The sequence below is a fragment of the Rhizobium sp. BK512 genome, assembly GCF_014194915.1.
Classification (GTDB): domain Bacteria; phylum Pseudomonadota; class Alphaproteobacteria; order Rhizobiales; family Rhizobiaceae; genus Rhizobium.
The window spans coordinates 454,590-473,299 of the sequence record NZ_JACIAS010000007.1 but is presented as its reverse complement, the minus strand read 5'-3'; the positions used below and the strand labels follow the sequence as shown (position 1 = coordinate 473,299).

At 60.4% G+C, this 18,710-nt stretch carries 20 protein-coding genes and 1 tRNA gene; 14 read left to right on the top strand and 7 right to left on the bottom strand.

Features of this window, described 5'->3' with window-relative positions; translation table 11 throughout:
- The first annotated feature begins 135 nt into the window (after positions 1-135).
- The gene (locus FHX06_RS25660) at positions 136-1,551 is read left to right on the top strand and encodes a lipopolysaccharide biosynthesis protein (RefSeq protein WP_113209676.1); all 1,416 of its coding nucleotides are present in this window, start codon (positions 136-138) and stop codon (positions 1,549-1,551) included.
- Entirely contained in the window at positions 1,552-2,829 is a 1,278-nt protein-coding gene (locus tag FHX06_RS25655) for a GNAT family N-acetyltransferase (RefSeq protein ID WP_112545133.1), read from the top strand.
- Here FHX06_RS25655 and FHX06_RS25650 read toward each other — a convergent pair.
- Positions 2,826-4,463 (bottom strand): AMP-binding protein, encoded by a 1,638-nt coding sequence (locus FHX06_RS25650; protein WP_113209833.1) that lies wholly within the window; start codon positions 4,461-4,463, stop codon positions 2,826-2,828. The genes FHX06_RS25655 and FHX06_RS25650 overlap by 4 nt on opposite strands.
- A 222-nt stretch (positions 4,464-4,685) precedes the next feature.
- Here FHX06_RS25650 and FHX06_RS25645 point away from each other — a divergent pair, with 222 nt between their 5' ends.
- Both FHX06_RS25645 and FHX06_RS25640 read left to right on the top strand, forming a co-directional pair.
- Positions 4,686-5,666 carry an aldo/keto reductase gene (locus FHX06_RS25645; protein ID WP_113209677.1) on the top strand — a complete coding sequence of 327 codons (981 nt, stop codon included), beginning with the start codon at positions 4,686-4,688 and terminating at the stop codon, positions 5,664-5,666.
- A gap of 185 nt (positions 5,667-5,851) precedes the next feature.
- Positions 5,852-6,646 carry a class I SAM-dependent methyltransferase gene (locus FHX06_RS25640; RefSeq protein WP_113209678.1) on the top strand — a complete coding sequence of 265 codons (795 nt, stop codon included), beginning with the start codon at positions 5,852-5,854 and terminating at the stop codon, positions 6,644-6,646.
- Between the two features lie 53 nt (positions 6,647-6,699).
- On the opposite strand, the gene FHX06_RS25635 is transcribed toward FHX06_RS25640, so the two are convergent.
- Positions 6,700-7,278 carry a TetR/AcrR family transcriptional regulator gene (locus FHX06_RS25635; RefSeq protein WP_112970897.1) on the bottom strand — a complete coding sequence of 193 codons (579 nt, stop codon included), beginning with the start codon at positions 7,276-7,278 and terminating at the stop codon, positions 6,700-6,702.
- A 124-nt stretch (positions 7,279-7,402) separates the two neighbouring features.
- On the opposite strand from FHX06_RS25635, the gene FHX06_RS25630 reads away from it, so the two are divergent.
- Positions 7,403-8,698 (top strand): MFS transporter, encoded by a 1,296-nt coding sequence (locus FHX06_RS25630; RefSeq protein WP_112970896.1) that lies wholly within the window; start codon positions 7,403-7,405, stop codon positions 8,696-8,698.
- An 85-nt stretch (positions 8,699-8,783) separates the two neighbouring features.
- A tRNA-Leu gene (locus FHX06_RS25625) sits at positions 8,784-8,868 on the top strand.
- Between the two features lie 110 nt (positions 8,869-8,978).
- Here FHX06_RS25625 and FHX06_RS25620 read toward each other — a convergent pair.
- The gene (locus FHX06_RS25620; RefSeq protein ID WP_113209679.1) at positions 8,979-9,281 is read right to left on the bottom strand and encodes a hypothetical protein; all 303 of its coding nucleotides are present in this window, start codon (positions 9,279-9,281) and stop codon (positions 8,979-8,981) included.
- 158 nt (positions 9,282-9,439) lie between these two features.
- Here FHX06_RS25620 and FHX06_RS25615 point away from each other — a divergent pair, with 158 nt between their 5' ends.
- On the top strand, positions 9,440-11,182 hold the full coding sequence (locus FHX06_RS25615; protein WP_112545516.1) for a cation:proton antiporter: 1,743 nt from the start codon (positions 9,440-9,442) through the stop codon (positions 11,180-11,182).
- A 33-nt stretch (positions 11,183-11,215) separates the two neighbouring features.
- Here the strand turns inward: FHX06_RS25615 and FHX06_RS25610 are convergent, their stop codons facing one another.
- Entirely contained in the window at positions 11,216-11,518 is a 303-nt protein-coding gene (locus tag FHX06_RS25610; RefSeq protein ID WP_113209680.1) for a hypothetical protein, read from the bottom strand.
- A 196-nt stretch (positions 11,519-11,714) separates the two neighbouring features.
- Between FHX06_RS25610 and FHX06_RS25605 the strand changes: the two genes are divergently transcribed.
- Complete coding sequence (locus FHX06_RS25605) at positions 11,715-12,305, top strand: YqaA family protein (protein ID WP_112545518.1); 591 nt, start codon at positions 11,715-11,717, stop codon at positions 12,303-12,305.
- Between the two features lie 22 nt (positions 12,306-12,327).
- Positions 12,328-12,843 (top strand): disulfide bond formation protein B, encoded by a 516-nt coding sequence (locus tag FHX06_RS25600; RefSeq protein ID WP_112545519.1) that lies wholly within the window; start codon positions 12,328-12,330, stop codon positions 12,841-12,843.
- Between the two features lie 8 nt (positions 12,844-12,851).
- Here FHX06_RS25600 and FHX06_RS25595 read toward each other — a convergent pair whose 3' ends face one another.
- Together FHX06_RS25595 and FHX06_RS25590 are read right to left on the bottom strand one after the other, a co-directional pair.
- Positions 12,852-13,409, bottom strand: coding sequence for an HNH endonuclease (locus FHX06_RS25595; RefSeq protein ID WP_112545520.1), 558 nt, complete (start codon positions 13,407-13,409; stop codon positions 12,852-12,854).
- 112 nt (positions 13,410-13,521) lie between these two features.
- A complete protein-coding gene (locus tag FHX06_RS25590) occupies positions 13,522-14,208 on the bottom strand; it encodes a DNA-3-methyladenine glycosylase family protein (RefSeq protein WP_113209681.1) in 687 nt (228 codons plus the stop codon).
- Between FHX06_RS25590 and gluQRS the strand changes: the two genes are divergently transcribed.
- On the top strand, positions 14,207-15,088 hold the full coding sequence (gluQRS, locus tag FHX06_RS25585; RefSeq protein ID WP_113209682.1) for a tRNA glutamyl-Q(34) synthetase GluQRS: 882 nt from the start codon (positions 14,207-14,209) through the stop codon (positions 15,086-15,088). The two genes, FHX06_RS25590 and gluQRS, sit on opposite strands and share 2 nt — an antisense overlap.
- On the opposite strand, the gene FHX06_RS25580 is transcribed toward gluQRS, so the two are convergent.
- The gene (locus FHX06_RS25580; RefSeq protein ID WP_112545523.1) at positions 15,053-16,024 is read right to left on the bottom strand and encodes a YihY/virulence factor BrkB family protein; all 972 of its coding nucleotides are present in this window, start codon (positions 16,022-16,024) and stop codon (positions 15,053-15,055) included. The genes gluQRS and FHX06_RS25580 overlap by 36 nt on opposite strands.
- A 68-nt stretch (positions 16,025-16,092) precedes the next feature.
- Between FHX06_RS25580 and FHX06_RS25575 the strand changes: the two genes are divergently transcribed.
- The 4 genes from FHX06_RS25575 to FHX06_RS25560 are packed head-to-tail and all read left to right on the top strand — an operon-like array spanning position 16,093 to position 18,562.
- The gene (locus tag FHX06_RS25575; protein ID WP_112970891.1) at positions 16,093-16,926 is read left to right on the top strand and encodes an SDR family oxidoreductase; all 834 of its coding nucleotides are present in this window, start codon (positions 16,093-16,095) and stop codon (positions 16,924-16,926) included.
- A 17-nt stretch (positions 16,927-16,943) separates the two neighbouring features.
- Positions 16,944-17,147 (top strand): twin transmembrane helix small protein, encoded by a 204-nt coding sequence (locus FHX06_RS25570; RefSeq protein WP_037101578.1) that lies wholly within the window; start codon positions 16,944-16,946, stop codon positions 17,145-17,147.
- Positions 17,148-17,161: 14 nt separating this feature from the next.
- Positions 17,162-17,740 carry a cob(I)yrinic acid a,c-diamide adenosyltransferase gene (locus FHX06_RS25565; protein ID WP_113209683.1) on the top strand — a complete coding sequence of 193 codons (579 nt, stop codon included), beginning with the start codon at positions 17,162-17,164 and terminating at the stop codon, positions 17,738-17,740.
- Positions 17,741-17,776: 36 nt separating this feature from the next.
- Entirely contained in the window at positions 17,777-18,562 is a 786-nt protein-coding gene (locus FHX06_RS25560) for a rhomboid family intramembrane serine protease (protein WP_112970889.1), read from the top strand.
- Positions 18,563-18,710: the final 148 nt, after the last annotated feature.

Sequence of the window (18,710 nt, the reverse complement as noted above, 5' to 3'; positions counted from 1 at the left end):
TTCTTGGGTAATTCCGCCCAATTATGGATCACCGCGACAGGCAAGACCTCCTCGCCGGGCATACCGTTTCTTAACCCTGGTCTGGCAAGACTTGGCCGTGCGAATGCCCTGCCCTTAGAGTTTTGCGTGTTCAGAATGGCGGTCATAGAAACAGCGGAAAAGATGCTGCCCGCGGGGCTGCGGCCGATCGCCGGCCGGGCGCGGCGCATGCTTGCCGCGGTCCTGACCGAACGGGGCGACAAGGCCGCCGCCCAGCGTATGGCGCTGATCGCCTTTTCGATCCGCATTCTGAGTGCGGCCCTCGCCTTCCTGTCGCAGATCATACTTGCCCGGCTGATGGGAGAATATGAATACGGCATCTTCGTTTTCGTCTGGGTGCTGGTCGTTCTATGCGGGGATCTTTCCTGCCTCGGTTTCCACACCGCGATTGTCCGCTTCCTGCCGCAATATCGCGCTGCCGGCGCCTTCGCCGAAATCCGCGGCCTGACGGGTATTGCGCGCATCTTTGCAATGGTCTCGGGCACGACCGTTCTCATCGCCGGCATGCTTGGCCTGCATTTCTTCGGCGACAGGATCGAGAGCTACTATCTGGTTCCGATCTTCCTCGGCCTCATGGCGATGCCGATGATCGCGCTCGGCGACATCCTCGAGGGCACGTCGCGGGCCAATCATTGGCCCGTCATGGCGCTGAGCCCGGTCTATATTGTCAGGCCGATCCTCATCATCCTCTTCATGCTGGCTGCGATTTTCTTCGACGCGCCGCATACGGCAGTCACCGCCATGCAGGCAGCGCTCGCGGCGACCTTCGTCACGGCACTCGGCCAATATGCCGCAACGCTCTATCGGATGCGCAAACACTACGATGCCGGCCCGCGCAAGGTCGATTTCGTGGAATGGCTCGGTGTCGCATTTCCGATCTTCCTCATCGAAGGCGTGAGCTTCCTGCTGACCAATTCCGATGTCGTCGTCGTCGGCATCTTTCTGGAGCCGCACGACGTTGCGATCTATTTCGCAGCGGCCAAGACCATGGCGCTGGTACATTTCATCAATTTCTCGGTGAAGGCCGCCGCCGGCCCGCGCTTCTCCTCGATCATTGCCGAGGGCAACCACGCCGATCTCGCAGTTGCGGCTATCGATGCCGCGCGCTGGACTTTCTGGCCTGCGCTTGGTGCCGGTCTCGCGGTGCTGGCCGCCGGTCATATGCTCTTGTCACTCTTCGGCGGCGCCTTTACAGCCGGTTATGTGTTGATGGCGATCCTGCTGGCCGGTATCCTTGCCAAGGCGCTGGTCGGCCCCGCCGAGACGCTGCTGATGATGGCGGGCAAGCAGAACCTCTGTGTCGCCCTTTACGCCGGAGCACTCGCCGCCAATGTCGGCCTCAATCTCCTGCTGATCCCTCACTACGGCATTGTCGGCACGGCAATCGCCACGACCTCCGCCATGGCCGTGGAAGCGATCCTGCTGCATGTCTTTGTCCGTCGTGCGCTCGGCTTCGCCCTTTTCGCCTTCGCAACCCCTTCCATCGCAACGCCAGAAATGAGAGCCCGATAGATGGTACGTGTACCACCCATCACCGAGAGCACCGACAGCAACGCGAACCGCATGGTTCACGATCTCGCCGCGCTCAAGTTCGAGGCGCCGCAGGCTGAAGCACGGATCGAAATCGGCCGGCTGGGGCGCGAGCTCTGCCTTTACCCCGGCAGGCTGGGTTACGATCTGCAGGAAGAATTGGACTTCCTCTCCAACCGCGCGATGGAACCGAACGTCTTTTTCAGCGGCCGTTTCCTGGCGCCTGCCATGCCGCGTCTGGAAGACCGGCAGGTGAATTTCGCCATCATCCGCGACGAGAACGAACATCGCAGCCGCATGCGCCTGCTCATGCCCTTCTCGGTCGACAAGCCCGGCTTTGCCGTTGGCCCGTCGATCATCCGCGGCTGGGCAAACAGTTTCGGTCCGCTCGGCACCCCCTTGGTCGATGCAGAGGAAGCGGCGGAGACGCTCGACAACCTCTTCGAAGGCCTTGTCACGCCGGACCTCGGCCTGCCGGGCACACTGGTGTTGCCGGATGTACGGCTGAACGGCATCTTCGTACGGATGGCAAAGGCGGTGGCCCTCAGCCGCAACCTGCCGCTGACAGTTGCCAATCCCTATGAGCGGCCGATGCTGCAAAGCGATGACGACGCCATGGTCTATCTCGGCCGCACCATATCCTCCTCTCACCAGCGCGAGATGCGTCGTCAGTGGCGGCTTCTCGAGGAGCTTGGCAATGTCGTCCACACCGTTGCCCGCCAGCCACGCGAAATCCACCTGCGCTTCGAGGAGTTCCTCGCGCTTGAGGCCGGCGGCTGGAAGGGCAAGCGCCGCAGTGCGCTGGTGACCGACCGCTATCACACCGCGTTCGCCCGCGAGGCCGTCTCCAATCTGGCGGAAGTCGATGCCGTCCGCATCCACACGATCGACATCAACGGCAAGGCGATTGCTGCCGTGGTCGTACTGATGATGGGTGGCGAGGCCTATACCTGGAAGACTGCCTACGACGAAAGCTACTCCCGTTATTCGCCAGGCAAGCTGCTAATGAGCGAACTGACCGAATGGCATCTCGACGATGCCAATGTCGTACGCTCAGATTCCTGCGCGGTCTCGGATCATCCGATCATGAGCCGCTTCTGGCAGGAACGCGAGGAGATGGGCACACTGGTGATCGGCCTCACCCAGAACGGTGACCGCGACATGCGACAGGTCGCGGCTCAGCTTCACATGTACCGCAGCACCCGCAACATGGCGAAGATGCTACGCGAGAAGATCATGTCGCTCGCCGGCCGCGGTTAGCTTTTAGCTTCCGCCGCAGCCTTTTCCCGCAGCAGGCGCCGGATGACCTTGCCCGTCGTCGTCAGCGGCAGGGCATCGACGAATTCGACCTCGCGCGGATATTCGTGCATCGAAAGCCGGGTTTTCACCCAGTCCCGGATTTCCGCTGCCAGTTCCGCGCTCGGGTTGTAGCCCGGCGAAAGCACCATATAGGCCTTGACGATCTCCGTGCGCAGCGCATCGGGCTTTCCGACGGCCGCAGCAAGCTGCACGGCCGGATGGCCGATGAGACAGTCCTCGATCTCTGCAGGCCCGATACGGTAACCAGATGAGGTGATGACGTCGTCGTCGCGACCCGCAAAGGTGACATAACCCTCCGCGTCCTGCCGGCCGATATCGCCGGTCAGCAGCCAACCCTTGGCATATTTCCTCTCTGTCGCATCGGGATCGTTCCAGTAACCGAGAAACATTACTGGATCAGGGCTGGCGATTGCGATCTGCCCCTGCTCTCCGACCGGCAGTTCGTCACCTTCGTCGCTGACAACAGCAACCCTATGACCAGGTGAGGCGCGCCCGATCGCGCCAGCTTTGGTCACGCCGAAGCCAAAGCTCGAAGACAGCACGAAATTGCACTCCGTCTGCCCGTAAAATTCATTGACGGTAATGCCAAGCGTACGGCGCGCCCACTCGTAGGTTTCGCGCCCCAGCGATTCACCTGCCGAACCGATGGTGCGCAGCACGAGATTGTATTTCGAGCGCGGCTCCTCGACGGATTTCAGGAGCCGGAGCGCCGTCGGCGGAATGAAAGCATTGCGCACCCTCATCTCGGCCATGATGCGATAGGCCATGTCGGCATCGAATTTCTGGGCCGGCGAGGAGACGACAGGCACGCCGAGCAGCAGGCTCGGCAGCAGCGCGTTGAGCAGCCCGCCCGCCCAGGCCCAGTCTGATGGCGTCCAGACCTTGTCTCCGGCCTGCGGAAAGCCCTCATGGGCAAACTGCATGCCGGGAATATGGCCGGCGAGAACCCGGTGACCATGCAGTGCGCCCTTCGGCGGCCCCGTCGTGCCCGACGTGAAGATCATCAGCGCTGGCTCGTCCGGGCCTGACGACGCAATTTCGAAAGCGGAAGAATAGGCAGAGACCAGCTCGGCAAAACCGAGCGTACCAGCCGATTCTCCCTCGATCGAGACGACGTGCTTGACGTCAGGCAGCCGGTCGCGGATCTGGTTGATGCGCGCAAGCCCGAAGCCGTTGGTGACGACGGCTGTCGCGCCCGCAGCCTTCAGCCGGTATTCCAGGGCCTCGACCCCGAAGAGCAGCGCCAGCGGCAGCGCGATTGCGCCCATCTTGTAGATCGCGACATGCGAAACGACCGTCTCGAAACATTGCGGCAGGAGTAGCGCAACCCGATCCCCCCTGCCGATGCCAAGTGCTGACAGCGCATTGGCGAAGGATGAGGAGCGGGCGGCAAGCTCGCCATATGTCAAAGACAGATGGTGGCCGTCGGGACTAAAATGTTCGAGACAGACGCGATCGGGATCACGCGCGGCCCAATCGTCGCTGACGGCACGGCCGATATTGAAATCCTTTGATATCTGCCAGGAAAAATCGCGGTAGAGCGTGTCATATCGATCGCCGGGCGGCAGTTTCATACGCATGATCCAGTAAAATGCTGCACCAGCTAACACCTCACCGGTCGAATGTGCAAGCATTGTAATCCGCAAGGATAAGACGACATCCCGCCTGCGCATCACGTATTATTGCGCTAACTGCAGAAGACATTCTCCGCCTACTCACTGAGACTTCGTCAATTTCTGCACTACATCATGCGCATGCGCCTGGGGAGCCGCTGAAATTCATCACGGAGCACTTTTATGGAATATGTAAAACTCGGGAAAACCGGTCTCGAAGTATCGAAGATCTGCCTCGGCTGCATGACCTATGGCGATCCGGACCGTGGAAACCACGCCTGGAGCCTGCCCGAAGAAGGAAGCCGCGCATTGCTGAGGCAGGCGATCGAACTCGGGATCAATTTCCTCGACACGGCCAACACCTATTCCAATGGGTCGTCCGAGGAGATCGTCGGCCGCGCCATCAAGGATTTCGCCAAGCGTGAGGATATTGTTCTCGCCACCAAGGTCTTCAATCGCATGCGCCCCGGCCCGAACGGCGCCGGCCTGTCGCGCAAGGCGATCTTCGACGAGATCGACAACAGCCTGCGCCGCCTCGGCACCGATTATGTCGACCTCTACCAGATCCACCGGTGGGACTACACAACACCGATCGAGGAAACGCTCGAAGCTCTCCATGATGTCGTGAAAGCCGGCAAGGCGCGCTATATCGGCGCCTCCTCCATGTATTCCTGGCAGTTCGCCAAGGCGCTTTATACCTCCCGCCTCAACGGATGGACGGAATTCGTCAGCATGCAGGACCATCTGAACCTGCTCTACCGCGAGGAAGAACGCGAAATGCTGCCCTTCTGCGAAGACCAGATGATCGGCGTCATTCCCTGGAGCCCGCTTGCCCGTGGCCGGTTGACCCGTGACTGGGACGATAAGACCAACCGCAGCGAGACCGATGAATTCGGCAAGACGCTCTACAAGCAGGCTGAAGATGCCGATCGCAAGATCGTCGAGAAGGTCGCCGACATTGCCAGGGCCCATGGCATCTCCCGCGCGCAGGTCGCCACCGCCTGGATCCTGCAGAAAAGTGCCGTCACCGCGCCGATCATCGGCGCATCCAAGGCGCAACACCTCACGGATGCCGTCGGCTCGCTGACCGTAAAACTCAGCGCCGAAGACATTGCCGCACTCGAAGCCCCCTATATCCCGCACAATGTTGCGGGCTTTAAATAACACGCCCCGGCAATCTCCCTCTGCTGGTGCGGAGGGAGACCCTTTCAATTTCCAAAGTCGGGACTTTCAGGCGAGCGCCGCGCATGGAATATCAGTGCTCAGCTGGGTCACGACATCGAGGCAGATCATCACGAGCTGGTCACACTTAGGCCTTAGCCGTTTCGGGCAAACAGAGGGCCCACCGCATGACCATCTTTCCCTACGAAGCTCGCCGCTTCCGCACCACCGCTACCTACTATAGCCGCTTCCGCGTCCCCTATCCGGACAGGTTGATCGAACGCGTTACCGAACGAACCGGCCTGAAACCCGGTGATCGTCTGCTTGATCTCGGCTGCGGCCCGGCACCGCTCGGCATCGCCTTTGCACGCCTCGCCGGCGCCGATGTAATCGGGATTGATCCCGAGCCGGAAATGCTGGATGCAGCACGCGAGAATGCGTCCGAAGCCGCGGTCACTATAAGGCTTATCCAGGGTTCCTCTTACGATCTCGGCCAGGATCTGGCACCGTTGAAGCTTGCAGTCATGGGCCGCGCCTTCCATTGGATGGACCGCCCGGCAACGCTTGCAGCACTCGATAAGCTCATCGCTCGCGATGGCGCTGTCGTTCTCTTCTCCGACAGGCATATCGCGGCCGCACCGGATTGGCGTGATGTCCTGCATCAGCTGTCAGAAACCTATTCGCCGGAAAAAAACGCCGAACGCAAATTGCGCCGCGCGCCGGAATTCGGACCCCACGAGACGGTCCTGCTGCACTCCCCCTTCCGCAACCTCGAACGCATTGGCATCGTGAACGAACGGATAATCGGGACGGAGGACATAATCGGCCGCGCCTTCTCCATGTCCGTCACCTCTCCACAGGCGCTGGGCGACAAGACAGAAGAATTCGAGGCAGCCTTCCGCAGCGAACTCGCAGCGCTCTCGCCGAACGGCACCTTTACTGAAATCGTCGAAGGCCTTGCGATGATCGCCTTCCGAGACTGAAGCAACTCCAGCAAAAGCGCGGAGCCGTTTTGCAACGGGAATGCGCGAATGCCCTAGGATGATTGCGCCGGATCGAGCCTGCGGCGCATCGTGACCAGAAATTGCTCGGCGAGCGCCCGGTCCTCGACCGCGCGGGCAAGAATGACGGCCCCCATCATCGATGAAAGCGTCGTCGTCGCATTGGCACGGCGCTCTTCCTCAGTCGCGCCGGGCACCACTTCCTTCAACACATCGACCAGCGTGGACAAGCCCTCGCTGAAGGTCGCACGAACCGCCCCTTCGCTGCGGCTGACCTCCTGGATCAGCGACGCAAAGACGCAGCTTCCACCGGGATCGTCGACCGTGCGCCAATGGATGTAATGATCGAGCAGCGCCTGAAGCGGACGGTCTGGATGGCCGACAATCAACTCACGCCAGCGTTCCTCCACCCGCTCGATCAGCTTGCGGCTGACCTCCAAGGCAAGATCGTCCTTCGATTCGAAATGACCGTAGAACCCGCCATGCGTCAGACCAGCGGCTTTCATGATGTCCGCAACGCCGACGCCGTCGAACCCGTTCTCGCGGAAGAGCACGCTGGCTGCCGTCAGGATCTTCTCGCGGTTTTCTGCAAATTTCTCGCGGGTAACCCGCATTTTTCGTCTCCGGAAATGGTCGCTTGACAATTTATATGATGTCCATCATCAATATGCAACAAATATGATGGTCGTCATGTAAAATGGCCTTGTATGGTCCCGACTTCACAAACGGAATTTGCCCATGGTCTCTGCTGTACTTGCTTCAACCCTTGCTCGGCGAAACATCCACTATGGATGGGTTGTCGTCGCAGCCACCTTCCTGACCATGCTGGTAACCGCCGGCGCAATGGGCGCGCCGGGCGTGCTCATCAAGCCGCTGCAGAACGAGTTCGGCTGGGAAACTTCGCAGATTTCCTCCGCACTTGCCATCCGCCTGATCCTTTTCGGCCTGATGGGACCGTTTGCGGCCGCCTTCATGAATTATTTCGGTGTCCGCAAGGTCATTGTCTTTGCCCTTGCCTTGATCGGCGCGGGCTTCGTCGGCTCGCTGTTCATGACCAAGCTCTGGCATCTGCTGGCGCTCTGGGGCATCGTCGTCGGCTTCGGAACCGGGTTGACTGCCATGGTGTTGGCAGCCACGGTTTCCACCCGCTGGTTCGTCAAGCATCGCGGCCTTGTCGTCGGCATGCTCTCGGCAAGCTCGGCGACCGGCCAGCTCGTCTTCCTGCCGCTGATGGCGGAATTGACCGAACGCTACGGCTGGCGCGCCACGGTCTTCTTCGTCTGCGCGATGATCATGGTTGCTGCTCTTCTCGTGCTGCTTTTCATGCGTGACCGCCCCTCGGACGTAAACCTGCCCTCGGTCGGCGAAACTCAGGTGACGCCGCCCCCCGCCCGCGGCACACTCGCCGCCGCCCTTGCAACGCCGATCACGGTTCTCAGGGAAATCTCGACGACTTCGACCTTCTGGATCCTGTTTGCCACCTTCTTCATCTGCGGTCTCAGCACCAACGGCCTGATCCAGACGCATTTCGTGACCCTTTGCGGTGACTACGGCATTATGCCGGTCGCAGCCGCCAGCGTGCTTGCCGTCATGGGCATCTTCGATTTCTTTGGCACGATCGGCTCCGGCTGGCTTTCCGACCGCTTCGACAATCGCTGGCTGCTTTTCTGGTATTACGGCTTGCGCGGCCTCTCGCTGCTCTTCCTGCCCTTCAGCGATTTCTCGTTCTACGGCCTGTCGATCTTCGCGGTCTTCTACGGCCTCGACTGGATCGCCACGGTGCCGCCGACCGTCAAGATTGCCGCTGACCGCTTCGGCCGTGAAAAAGCCGGCCTCGTCTTCGGCTGGGTCTTCGCCGGCCACCAGCTTGGCGCGGCAACCGCTGCTTACGGCGCCGGCCTGTCGCGTACGGCGCTGGAAAGCTACCTGCCGGCTTTCTTCATTGCCGGTGCCTTCTGCCTGTTGGCCTCGGTTCTGGCGATCACGCTGAAGAAATCAGGCCTAACCGGCGCAAGCGCAACTGTGGCCCACTAAACACAAAATTCGAAGCGGCTAAACTTCGCCCGCCGTCTTGCACGCGCGGGCGAACGCATGTTAGACAGCCGCCTCGTATTTCGCTGCCCCATTGGCGGAATTGGTAGACGCGCTCGACTCAAAATCGAGTTTCGAAAGAAGTGCTGGTTCGACCCCGGCATGGGGCACCAAATATCTCTAAATATCAGATCTAGTATGTTTGCCCCGCCCTGAAGGGCGAGGCACCATCCGTGGCCGACGATGCTGAGGTTCCACAAAGTGCAGGACCTTAGCCTGCTGCTCAGTCACACCGTCTTACGGTTTTTGTGACAGTGCCTTCGTCAGTCTCGCGGGTCACGCTGCGCGTGTAGCAGCGGTCACGGTCCCGATCGCGATAACGATCACGTTCGCGCACCGCGCCGAACGTAATACCGCGATCACTGATGGTAACGCCGGGGCGGACCCGGTCTCGGTCACGGCCGTAGCGATCATAACCGTCATAGGCGCGCTCGCGTGTGACTGTAACGCTGTCTGCCATTGCAGGCGCCGCAGCAGAGCCCAAGGCAAGGGCAGCGATTGCACAGTTGATGATGATCTTTCGCATATCTCTTCTCCTCGTCTTCATGCATAGGCAACGACCCAGGAGCTTCGTGGTTCCGCCCAAAAAGGCAGTCCTTTAAGCCAATTCTATTCAAATCAACTCTTTAACTTTGCCGACGCTTCGTCCTAAAGTGCCGGCCTTGCGGCATTTTGAGAGGGCTGATGCACCAGGAAACGGGACTCATTGCGACGGTAGCCATAAGCTTCGTCTTTGCGGTAATTCTTGGCTACGGCGCGGACAGGTTGAGGCTGCCGCCACTGGTCGGCTATCTTGCCGCCGGGGTCGTCATGGGGCCTTTTACGCCGGGCTTCGTTGCCGATACCGAGCTTGCGAGCCAGCTTGCCGAAATGGGCGTGATCCTGCTGATGTTCGGCGTCGGCCTTCATTTCTCGGCATCCGATCTTCTTGCCGTGCGCGGCATCGCAATACCCGGGGCCATTGGCCAGATTCTCCTTGCCACCCTGCTCGGCATCGGCCTCGGAGAACTCTGGGGCTGGAGCCTCGGCGCCGGCATCGTCTTCGGCCTCAGCCTTTCGGTTGCCAGTACCGTCGTACTTCTGAAAGCGCTGGAAGAACGCAACCTCGTCAACACCGCCGGTGGGCGTGTTGCCGTCGGCTGGCTGATCGTCGAGGATCTTGCAATGGTGCTGGCGCTCGTGCTTCTGCCGGCGCTGGCCGAGCTTTTGGGTGGCCATGCGGGTGAAGCCTGGCACGGCCTCGACCTGCCTCTCTGGGCCACGATCGCGCTGACCTTGCTGAAGGTCGCAGCTTTTGCCGCCATGGCGATCTTCCTCGGCCCGCGTATCGTGCCCTGGCTTCTGACGCTGATTGCCCGCACCGGCTCGCGTGAGCTTTTTACTCTTGCGGTGCTTGCCATCGCACTTGGCATCGCCTTTGGCTCGGCGGCGATCTTTGGCGTTTCCTTCGCGCTCGGCGCCTTCTTTGCCGGCGTGGTCATGAGCGAATCCCATCTCAGCCATCGAGCGGCAGCCGATTCCCTGCCGTTGCAGAACGCTTTCTCGGTGTTGTTCTTCGTCTCGGTCGGCATGCTCTTCGATCCATCGATCATCGTGAAGCAGCCGCTTGCCGTCATCAGTGCCTTGGCGCTGATTATCATCGGCAAGGCGATTATCGCCTTCGGCATCGTAACTTTCTTGCGCTATCCGATCGGCATGGGCCTGACGGCCGCCGGTGGCCTTGCTCAGATCGGCGAATTCTCATTCATCCTCGCTGGACTCGGTGTCTCCCTCGGTCTGTTGCCGCATGAGGGGCAGGATCTGATCCTCGCTGCCGCGATCCTCTCCATCACCCTTAATCCGCTGGTCATCTTCGTAGCGGAAAACCTGAACCGCCATATCAAGACGAAATGGCCGCGCGTCTACGACACGTACGGCCGCAAGAATCAGGACACTCTCAGCCGCGAACTCGAGAAGATCCGTGCAATCGGCGAGGAGCGTGAACGCCAGCACCATCTGCGCATCCAGCAATTGATCGATACTTTCCCGCTCTTTTCAGAGGTCAACGAGGATGCACTGGAGGAACTGCTGTTGCTCTTCCAGGCTAGACTTGCTCCACCCGGTGAACGTGTCATCCGACGCGGCGACCGCGGCGACAGCATGTATTTCATTTCTTCCGGCGCGGTCGAAGTGAGGCTGGCAAGCGGCTCGGTTCGCCTGGAGCCCGGCGCCTTCTTCGGTGAAATGGCGCTACTCAGTGGCGGTCGCCGTACGGCTGACGTCATCGCTGTCGATTTCTGCCAATTCGAAGTGCTGGAGCGCCGCGATTTCAACATGTTCATGTCGCGTCATCCAAACCTCCGGGCCATCGTCAGCGAAATGGCCCAGAAGCGCACCGAAATGAACGTCATGCGCCAGCAGTGGGAAAAATCCATGGACCTGTCGTAAGCGCTCCGGCGGCTAGTCGTTGCCAAACCCCTGTCACGCTGTCGTAGTGCTGTCCAGCGCCGGCCAGTACAGGTCTGAATCGAAATCAGCTGGAATATGATCGAGACGGCACATTGCCTCGGCAGCATATTCGATCTGCATGGCGAGGTATCTGAGTGATGACGGCATCGGCACACCAATGGCAAATTCCATGACCCGTGACCGGTGATATCCACTGGCACCGAGACGCCGCTCGGCCTCGCGGCGAACATCCGCATGTTCCGGCCGGCGGTGCTCCGCTTCCTTGTCCCATTCTTTGGCGGCGCTGAGCCCGCCATCTATGACCTTCAATCTCATCGGATGCCGTCAATATTTCGATCTGCCGGTAGCTTGCCGCAGATTCGCCCCCTTGCCATCCTGCTAAATCTTGGGAGGGGGACCATTTCAATCACGAAAATTTTCAGCGCGAACGTCGTCAAGCCGAAGACCAAGCATTTACAGCGTCACGATCGCCCCCTAATGCTTTGTGCGTCGCAACAAGGAAAGGAAACGGATGCTCCGCAGACTTTACGACTGGACCATGTCTCTGGCCTCTAAGAAATCGGCCGAAGTCTGGCTCGCCGTCATCGCCTTCGTCGAAAGCTCCGTCTTTCTGGTTCCCGCGGACGTGCTCTTCCTGCCGATGGCACTTGCCAAGCCCGAACGCTCCTATCGCTACGCGATCGTCGCTACCATCGCATCGGTGCTGGGCGGAATCGCCGGTTGGGCGCTCGGCTATTATGCCTACGAGGCTGTCGCGCGCCCGGTGCTGGAATTCTATGGAAAGCTCGATCAATTCGAGCAGATGAAGTCCTACGTCACCTACGAGACGATCCTCCTGCTTCTCGTCACATCGGGTCTGGCGCACCTGCCGCCAATCAAGATCGTCACGATTCTATCCGGCGTCATCCACGTCAGCCTGCCGCTCTTCATCGTTTCGGCAATCATCGCCCGCGGCGCCCGCTTCCTCTTCCTTGCCTGGCTGCTGCGCCGTTATGGCGAGCCGATCCGCCACTTCATCGAGAAGCGCCTCGGCCAGATCGTCGGCGTCGGCGCGGCAGTCGTGATCGTGCTATATCTAGCCTATCGATATTTTGCCCACTGAGCCAACTTCGCGGAGTTCCGCCATGAATGCCCCCACCTCGCCGCTTGCCCGCCCGGGCTTCACCCTCTCGCTGCTGCTCGCCATTGCCATGGCAGTGGTCGTCGGCACGGCGCTCGGCTTCCAGTATATCGGCGGATATATTCCGTGTGCGCTCTGCCTGCTGCAGCGCCAGCCCTATTATTATGGCATTCCAATCGCTGTAGTCGGCGCTGTTGCGGCTCTCGTCGGCCTGCCGAACTGGATGACGCGCGCCATCATCCTCGCCGTCGGCATCCTCATGCTGGTGGGCGCCGGCATGGGCGTCTATCACGCCGGCGTCGAGTGGCATTTCTGGCCCGGCCCGGCCACCTGCTCGACCACGGCCAGCAGCATGACCACCAATGCCGGCGATCTCCTGGGCGAACTGAATACGATCAAGGGCCCGTCCTGCACGGATGCAGCGCTGCGGGTCCTGGGCTTGTCCTTCGCCGGCTGGAATGTGATCGCAAGCCTGGTCCTCGCAGCCTTCGCCTTCTGGAGCGTGAAGAAGACTGCGTAGTCGTTCGATCAGGGCTGCAGCTCGGTGTCCCAGTAGAGGTAGTCGAGCCAGCTGTCATGCAGGTAGTTCGGCGGGAAGAGCCGACCGTTATTGTGCAGGTCCTGCACGGTCGGCTGATAAGGCTTTTGCGCCGGGAGCATACCAGCCTGCTTCGGAAGCTTGCTGCCCTTGCGCAAATTGCAGGGAGAACAGGCTGCCACGACATTCTCCCAGGTTGTCTCGCCGCCGTGAGCGCGCGGGATGACATGGTCGAAAGTCAGATCGTCGTGAGCGCCGCAATACTGGCACTCGAACCTGTCGCGCAGGAAGACGTTGAAGCGGGTGAAGGCGGGATTGCGGGACGGCTGAACGTAAGTCTTCAGGCACACGACACTCGGCAACCGCATCGAGAAGCTCGGTGAGGAAACCTCATGCTCATATTCTGCGATAATGTTCACACGGTCGAGAAATACCGCCTTGATCGCGTCCTGCCAGGACCAGAGCGACAAGGGGTAATAACTCAGCGGCCGGTAGTCAGCGTTCAGGACGAGCGCTGGCAGGGCCTGTGGTGAGACTGCAATCGTCAAGGAGCCCTCCTGGATCGATTCGGCATCTGCACTTGTATATTAGGCCGGTTGTTACAGGATTGTGAAGTCCAATAAATTCAGGGGATAAAGGCAAATTGAGGGAGGGCGTCCGTCAGACGACCGGCAGCACGTCCCGACGCATTTTTGCAGCGTAATAAGCCCAGAAAAGCCGGGCTGCGACCGAACGCCATGGCGACCAGATTTCCGCAAGCCCTGCAAGGACTTTGGCTTGCGGGCGTTCAGCGAGACCGAATGCCGCAGCGACCGCCGCCTGAAGCGCCACGTCGCCAGTTGGAAACACATCCACATGACCGCCGCAGAACATCAAATAGACCTCCGCCGTCCATGGCCCGATTCCCTTCTGAGCCGTCAGTTCTGCGAGCGCTTCGCCGGGTGGTTTTTGGATCATGGCCTCCAGATTGATTCGTCCGGAAGCAACCGCTTGCGCAATCCGCGTCAGTGTATCGGCCTTGGCGCGCGAGAGACCGAACTCGCGCCAGGCATCGGGATGAAGCAACATGTAAGATTGCGCGCTCAGCATTCCGCTCTCTGGCTGCATCCGCCGCCAGATCGCCTCGGCGCTCGCCCGCGATACCATCTGCGAAACGATGATATGGGCAAGGCCGGCAAATCCTGGCTCGCGTAATCTGAGCGGAACGGGGCCTGCCTCCCTGGCAATTGCCACGAGCCGCGGATCGAGAACGAAGAGAGCGGCAAGCCCCTCCTCAATATCCTTTTCATTGCTGATGACTCGCACCTTGCCTCGCGATCGCTTCAAATCCATGCGAGAAGAAAGCATGATCACGACTCCGCGTCAAAAGCCCGTGTTCCGTTTCGCTCCAAGCCCCAATGGGCTGCTGCATCTCGGTCACGCGCTGTCGGCTTTCCTGAACAACGACATGGCCAGGGCCGCAGACGGTCGGCTGCTGCTGCGTATCGAAGACATAGACTTGACCCGCTGCACACCGGAATTCGAGGCCGGCATATTCGCCGACCTCAGGTGGCTGGGCATTGAATGGGAACAGCCGGTCCGTCGCCAGCAGGAACATTTTTCCGAATACCAAGCAGCCCTTCATTCGCTGATCGAACGCGGGCTGGTCTATCCCTCCTTTCTGACGCGCGGTGAGGTCAAGGCACGCGTTACCGCCTATGAGCGGATGGGCGAACCCTGGCCGCGCGATCCGGATGGCACGCCGCATTATCCAGCCGACGATCGTGACCGCAGCGAGGAAGAACGCGACGCGATGCTGGGCTCCGGTCTCAGACATGCATGGCGGCTGAACATGAGCAGGGCGTTGGACCTGATCGGCGAACCGCTGTTCTGGATGGAGACAGGCGATGAGCGTAAGGGCGACATCCTGGCCGAGCCCGTCGCCTGGGGCGACGTCGTTCTCTCACGCTCGGACGCGCCCTCGAGCTATCATCTCTCCGTCGTCATCGACGATGCGCTGCAGGGCGTGACCCACGTCGTGCGCGGCCTCGACCTCTTCCACGCCACCTCGGTGCACCGGCTGCTGCAGAAGCTGCTCAACCTGCCGCAGCCCGTCTATCACCATCACCGCCTCATCGTGGATTCAGAAGGCCGCAAACTTTCCAAGAGTGAGGGCGATACCGGCCTTGCGGAACTGCGTGCCAGGGGGCTGTCAGCCGCCGATATTCGCCGTCTTGTCGGGCTTTGAATCGGCGGCGTGGTCACGTCCGACCACCGAGAAGGTTCGCGAGAAATTGCGCAACACCCGGAACTTCATGAGCGCCGCATTGATCTCTGCGCCGACGATGAAGATGACACCCACCATATAGAGAAAGATCAGCACGATCATGACGGACGCCAGACCGGCATAGGTGGCTGTGTAGTTGGCGAAGGTCGCAAGATAATAGGCAAAGATCAGCGCACCGATGAGCCAGAATATCAAGGTCAGGAACACGCCCGGGACGACGTCGAATACGCGACGCTTGCCGGAGGGCAGCCAGAGATGGACGACGAGCAGGGCAATCGTCAGCATGACGAGCGTGCCGTAGATGCGCCAGCTGAAGACAATTTCGAGTGTGTCGACGATGGCGGGCAGCCATTGGCGGATGGTGACGGGAAGCCATTCGAGCGAGTCGTTGTGCAGCAGCCAGTCGCGGGCATAATCAAGACCGACAGGGACTGCCACGAGCAGAATGCTGATGACCGCAAAGATGATCACGGCGATGAGGACATAACCGAGGCTCGCAAGGCGGGTGAAGTACCAAGGGCGCGTCTCCTGCACGCGATAGGCGCGATTGAGCGAGATCCTGAGTGCCTCGACACCGTTCGAGGCGAAATAGGCAGCCGCAAGCACGGAGATGGTCAGCAGCCCGCCGCGCGGGATCGTCAAGACCTCCACCACCTGGTCGGCCAGCGGCTTGGCGATCGCTTCAGGCCACGTATCGAAGATCAGATGGATGGCCGTGGTGGAAAACTGGTCGGCACCAAGAAAATTGGCAAGCGCCGTGCCGAAGATCAGGAAGGGAAAGACTGCAAGCAGGGTGGAAAGCGCCACATGGCTTGCCATCGCAAAGCCATCGTCCTCGATAAGGTGGCAGATGGCGTCGTACACCACATCGTAGAACGTGCGCAGGAATTTCGGCATTCTGCTTCCCAATTGTATCCTTTCCGCGAATATGGGAAACGAGTCCCATTTTGTACAGGAATCATTGAATGGCTGACCCGCGCATCATCGTCGTGACCGGATGCTCTTCCGGCATCGGCGCTTATTGCGCGCGCGCCCTGAAAGCCGACGGCTGGCGTGTCTTCGCCACAGCACGCAAGGCGGAGGATTTGTCGTCGCTCGAAGCCGACGGCATCGAAGCCGTGCTGATGGACTACACGCAGCCTGAAACGATCTCGGCGCTGGTGGACGCAGTGGCCGAGCGCACTGGCGGCAGGATCGATGCCTTGTTCAACAATGGCGCCTATGGGCAGCCGGGCGCAGTCGAGGATCTCTCCACGCAGGCCCTGCGCGACCAGTTCGAGACCAATGTCTTCGGCTGGCACGAACTGACCAGGCTGGTTATTCCCTTCATGCGCCGGCGCGGCCAGGGTCGCATCGTCCAATGCTCCTCGATCCTCGGCCTCGTGCCCTACCGTTATCGCGGTGCTTACACGGCCTCGAAATTCGCGCTCGAAGGCCTGAGCATCACCCTGCGCATGGAGCTGCAGGGAAGCGGCATTCATGTGAGCCTGATTGAGCCGGGACCGATCACCAGCCGCTTCACCACAAACGCGCTGGCGAAGATCAAAGAACATATCGACCTGGAAAACTCGCCCCATGCGGTCGAATACCGCCGGCAACTCGCCCGCCTTGAAGGCTCAGGCCCGGTCAACCGCCACAAGCTTGGCCCCGAGGCGGTCTACGCAGTATTGACACGTGCATTGAACTCGAAAAATCCGAAGCCACATTATCCCGTAACGACTCCGGCTAAACAGGGCATATTGTTGAAGAGGCTGCTTCCGTCCGACCTCTTCTACCGCCTGATGCGCTGGACGGACTGAAAAGAAAAGAGACTGCCATGTCCACAGTCACCTACGTCATTGCGATCATCGTCATGGGTCTCGTCGCCCTCGTGCTGATCCGCGGCCTGTTCAACATGATGAAGGGTGGCGATCCGAACCTTTCCAACAAGCTGATGCAGCTGCGCGTGCTGCTGCAGGCAATCGCCGTCATCCTGATCATGCTGACGCTCTGGTTGACCGGTGGCGGACGCCCGAGCTGATCCGAAAGCCGTCAATGGTAAAGCTCAACAAGATCTACACCAGAACCGGCGATGACGGCACGACCGCGCTCGTCTCCGGCCCGCGACGTGCCAAGCATGACCTGCGTGTCGAAGCCTACGGCACCATCGACGAAACCAATTCGGTAATCGGCGTCGCAAGGCTGCATACGGCGGACCTGCCCGAACTCGATGCCATGCTGATGCTGATCCAGAACGACCTCTTCGACCTCGGTGCCGATCTGGCTACGCCTGAAACCGACGAGCCGCCGGCTTATGAGCCGCTACGCATCGTGGAAAGCCAGGTCACCCGGCTGGAACGCGATATCGACAGGCTGAATGCCGATCTCGACCCGCTGAAATCCTTCGTGCTGCCCGGCGGCAGCCCTGCCGCCGCTCATCTGCACCTTGCCCGGACGATGGCGCGCCGTGCCGAACGGCTGATGGTTGCGCTTGCCCGCGGCGAGGGAGAGATCGTGGGCGTCGCGGCCCTCAAATATGTCAACCGTCTCTCCGACTTGCTGTTCGTTGCGGCCCGCCATGCAAATGATGGCGGCAAGGCGGATGTGCTTTGGGTTCCCGGAAAAAACAGGTAGGTTCGCAGCCGTCACGATCGCCGGGGGCAGGCTTTCATGTTCATACCTCTGCACGATGCCAATACGCTGAAACACATCAAGGTTCAGTGGGTCACACTCGGTCTGATGGCGGTCAATATCGCCGCCTGGATCTTCACGACGGTCGAAACCGAGCAGGTCGCCCAGGCCGCGACTATCGGCCTCGGCTATATCCCGGCCATCGTCTTCGGCCATGCGGTGCTGGCGCCGGGACTGGAAATCGTGCCGGAGACAGCCACCTACGTTACCTATTCCCTGATCCATACGAGTTTCTGGCATCTTGCCGGCAATATGATCTTCCTCTGGGTCTTCGGCGATAATGTCGAGGATGCAATGGGGCATCTGCGCTTCCTCATCTTCTACCTCGCCTGCGCCGCCGCCGGTGCCCTCTGCCACGGCCTGCTGTCGACGACATCGGAAGCCCCGCTCGTCGGCGCATCCGGGGCGATCTCAGGTGTGGTGGCGGCCTATCTGATGCTGCATCCGCGCGTGCGGGTCTGGGTGCTGGTTTTTTTCCGCGTGCCATTGCCGCTACCCGCCTTCATCCCGCTCCTGCTCTGGGTCGGCCAGCAGTTCTTCATGCTGTTGATCGATTCCGACGGCAATGTCTCGTGGGGCGCCCATGTCGGAGGCATCATCGCGGGTGCCCTGCTCATTTTCGTCATGCGCCGGCCGGGCGTGCCGCTGTTCGACCGGCAGATCGTGACGCCGCGCGCCGTCAAGGATCGGCCGATCCCCATTCGCGTCACTGCCTCGGGCATGCCCGTGCCACCGCGCCTGCCCTGGGGCCGGGACAAGCTTTAATATTGACGTGAACGTAAACGTTAATATATTGCCATCCAAATCGACCGGCTGCGTCACGGAAGCGTTGTATTTGGAGGAAAAACGCGTATCCATGTCGCCATTCGACAATCGGAGCGGCGCCCAAGCGCGCATTTTCCCAGAAGTCTCT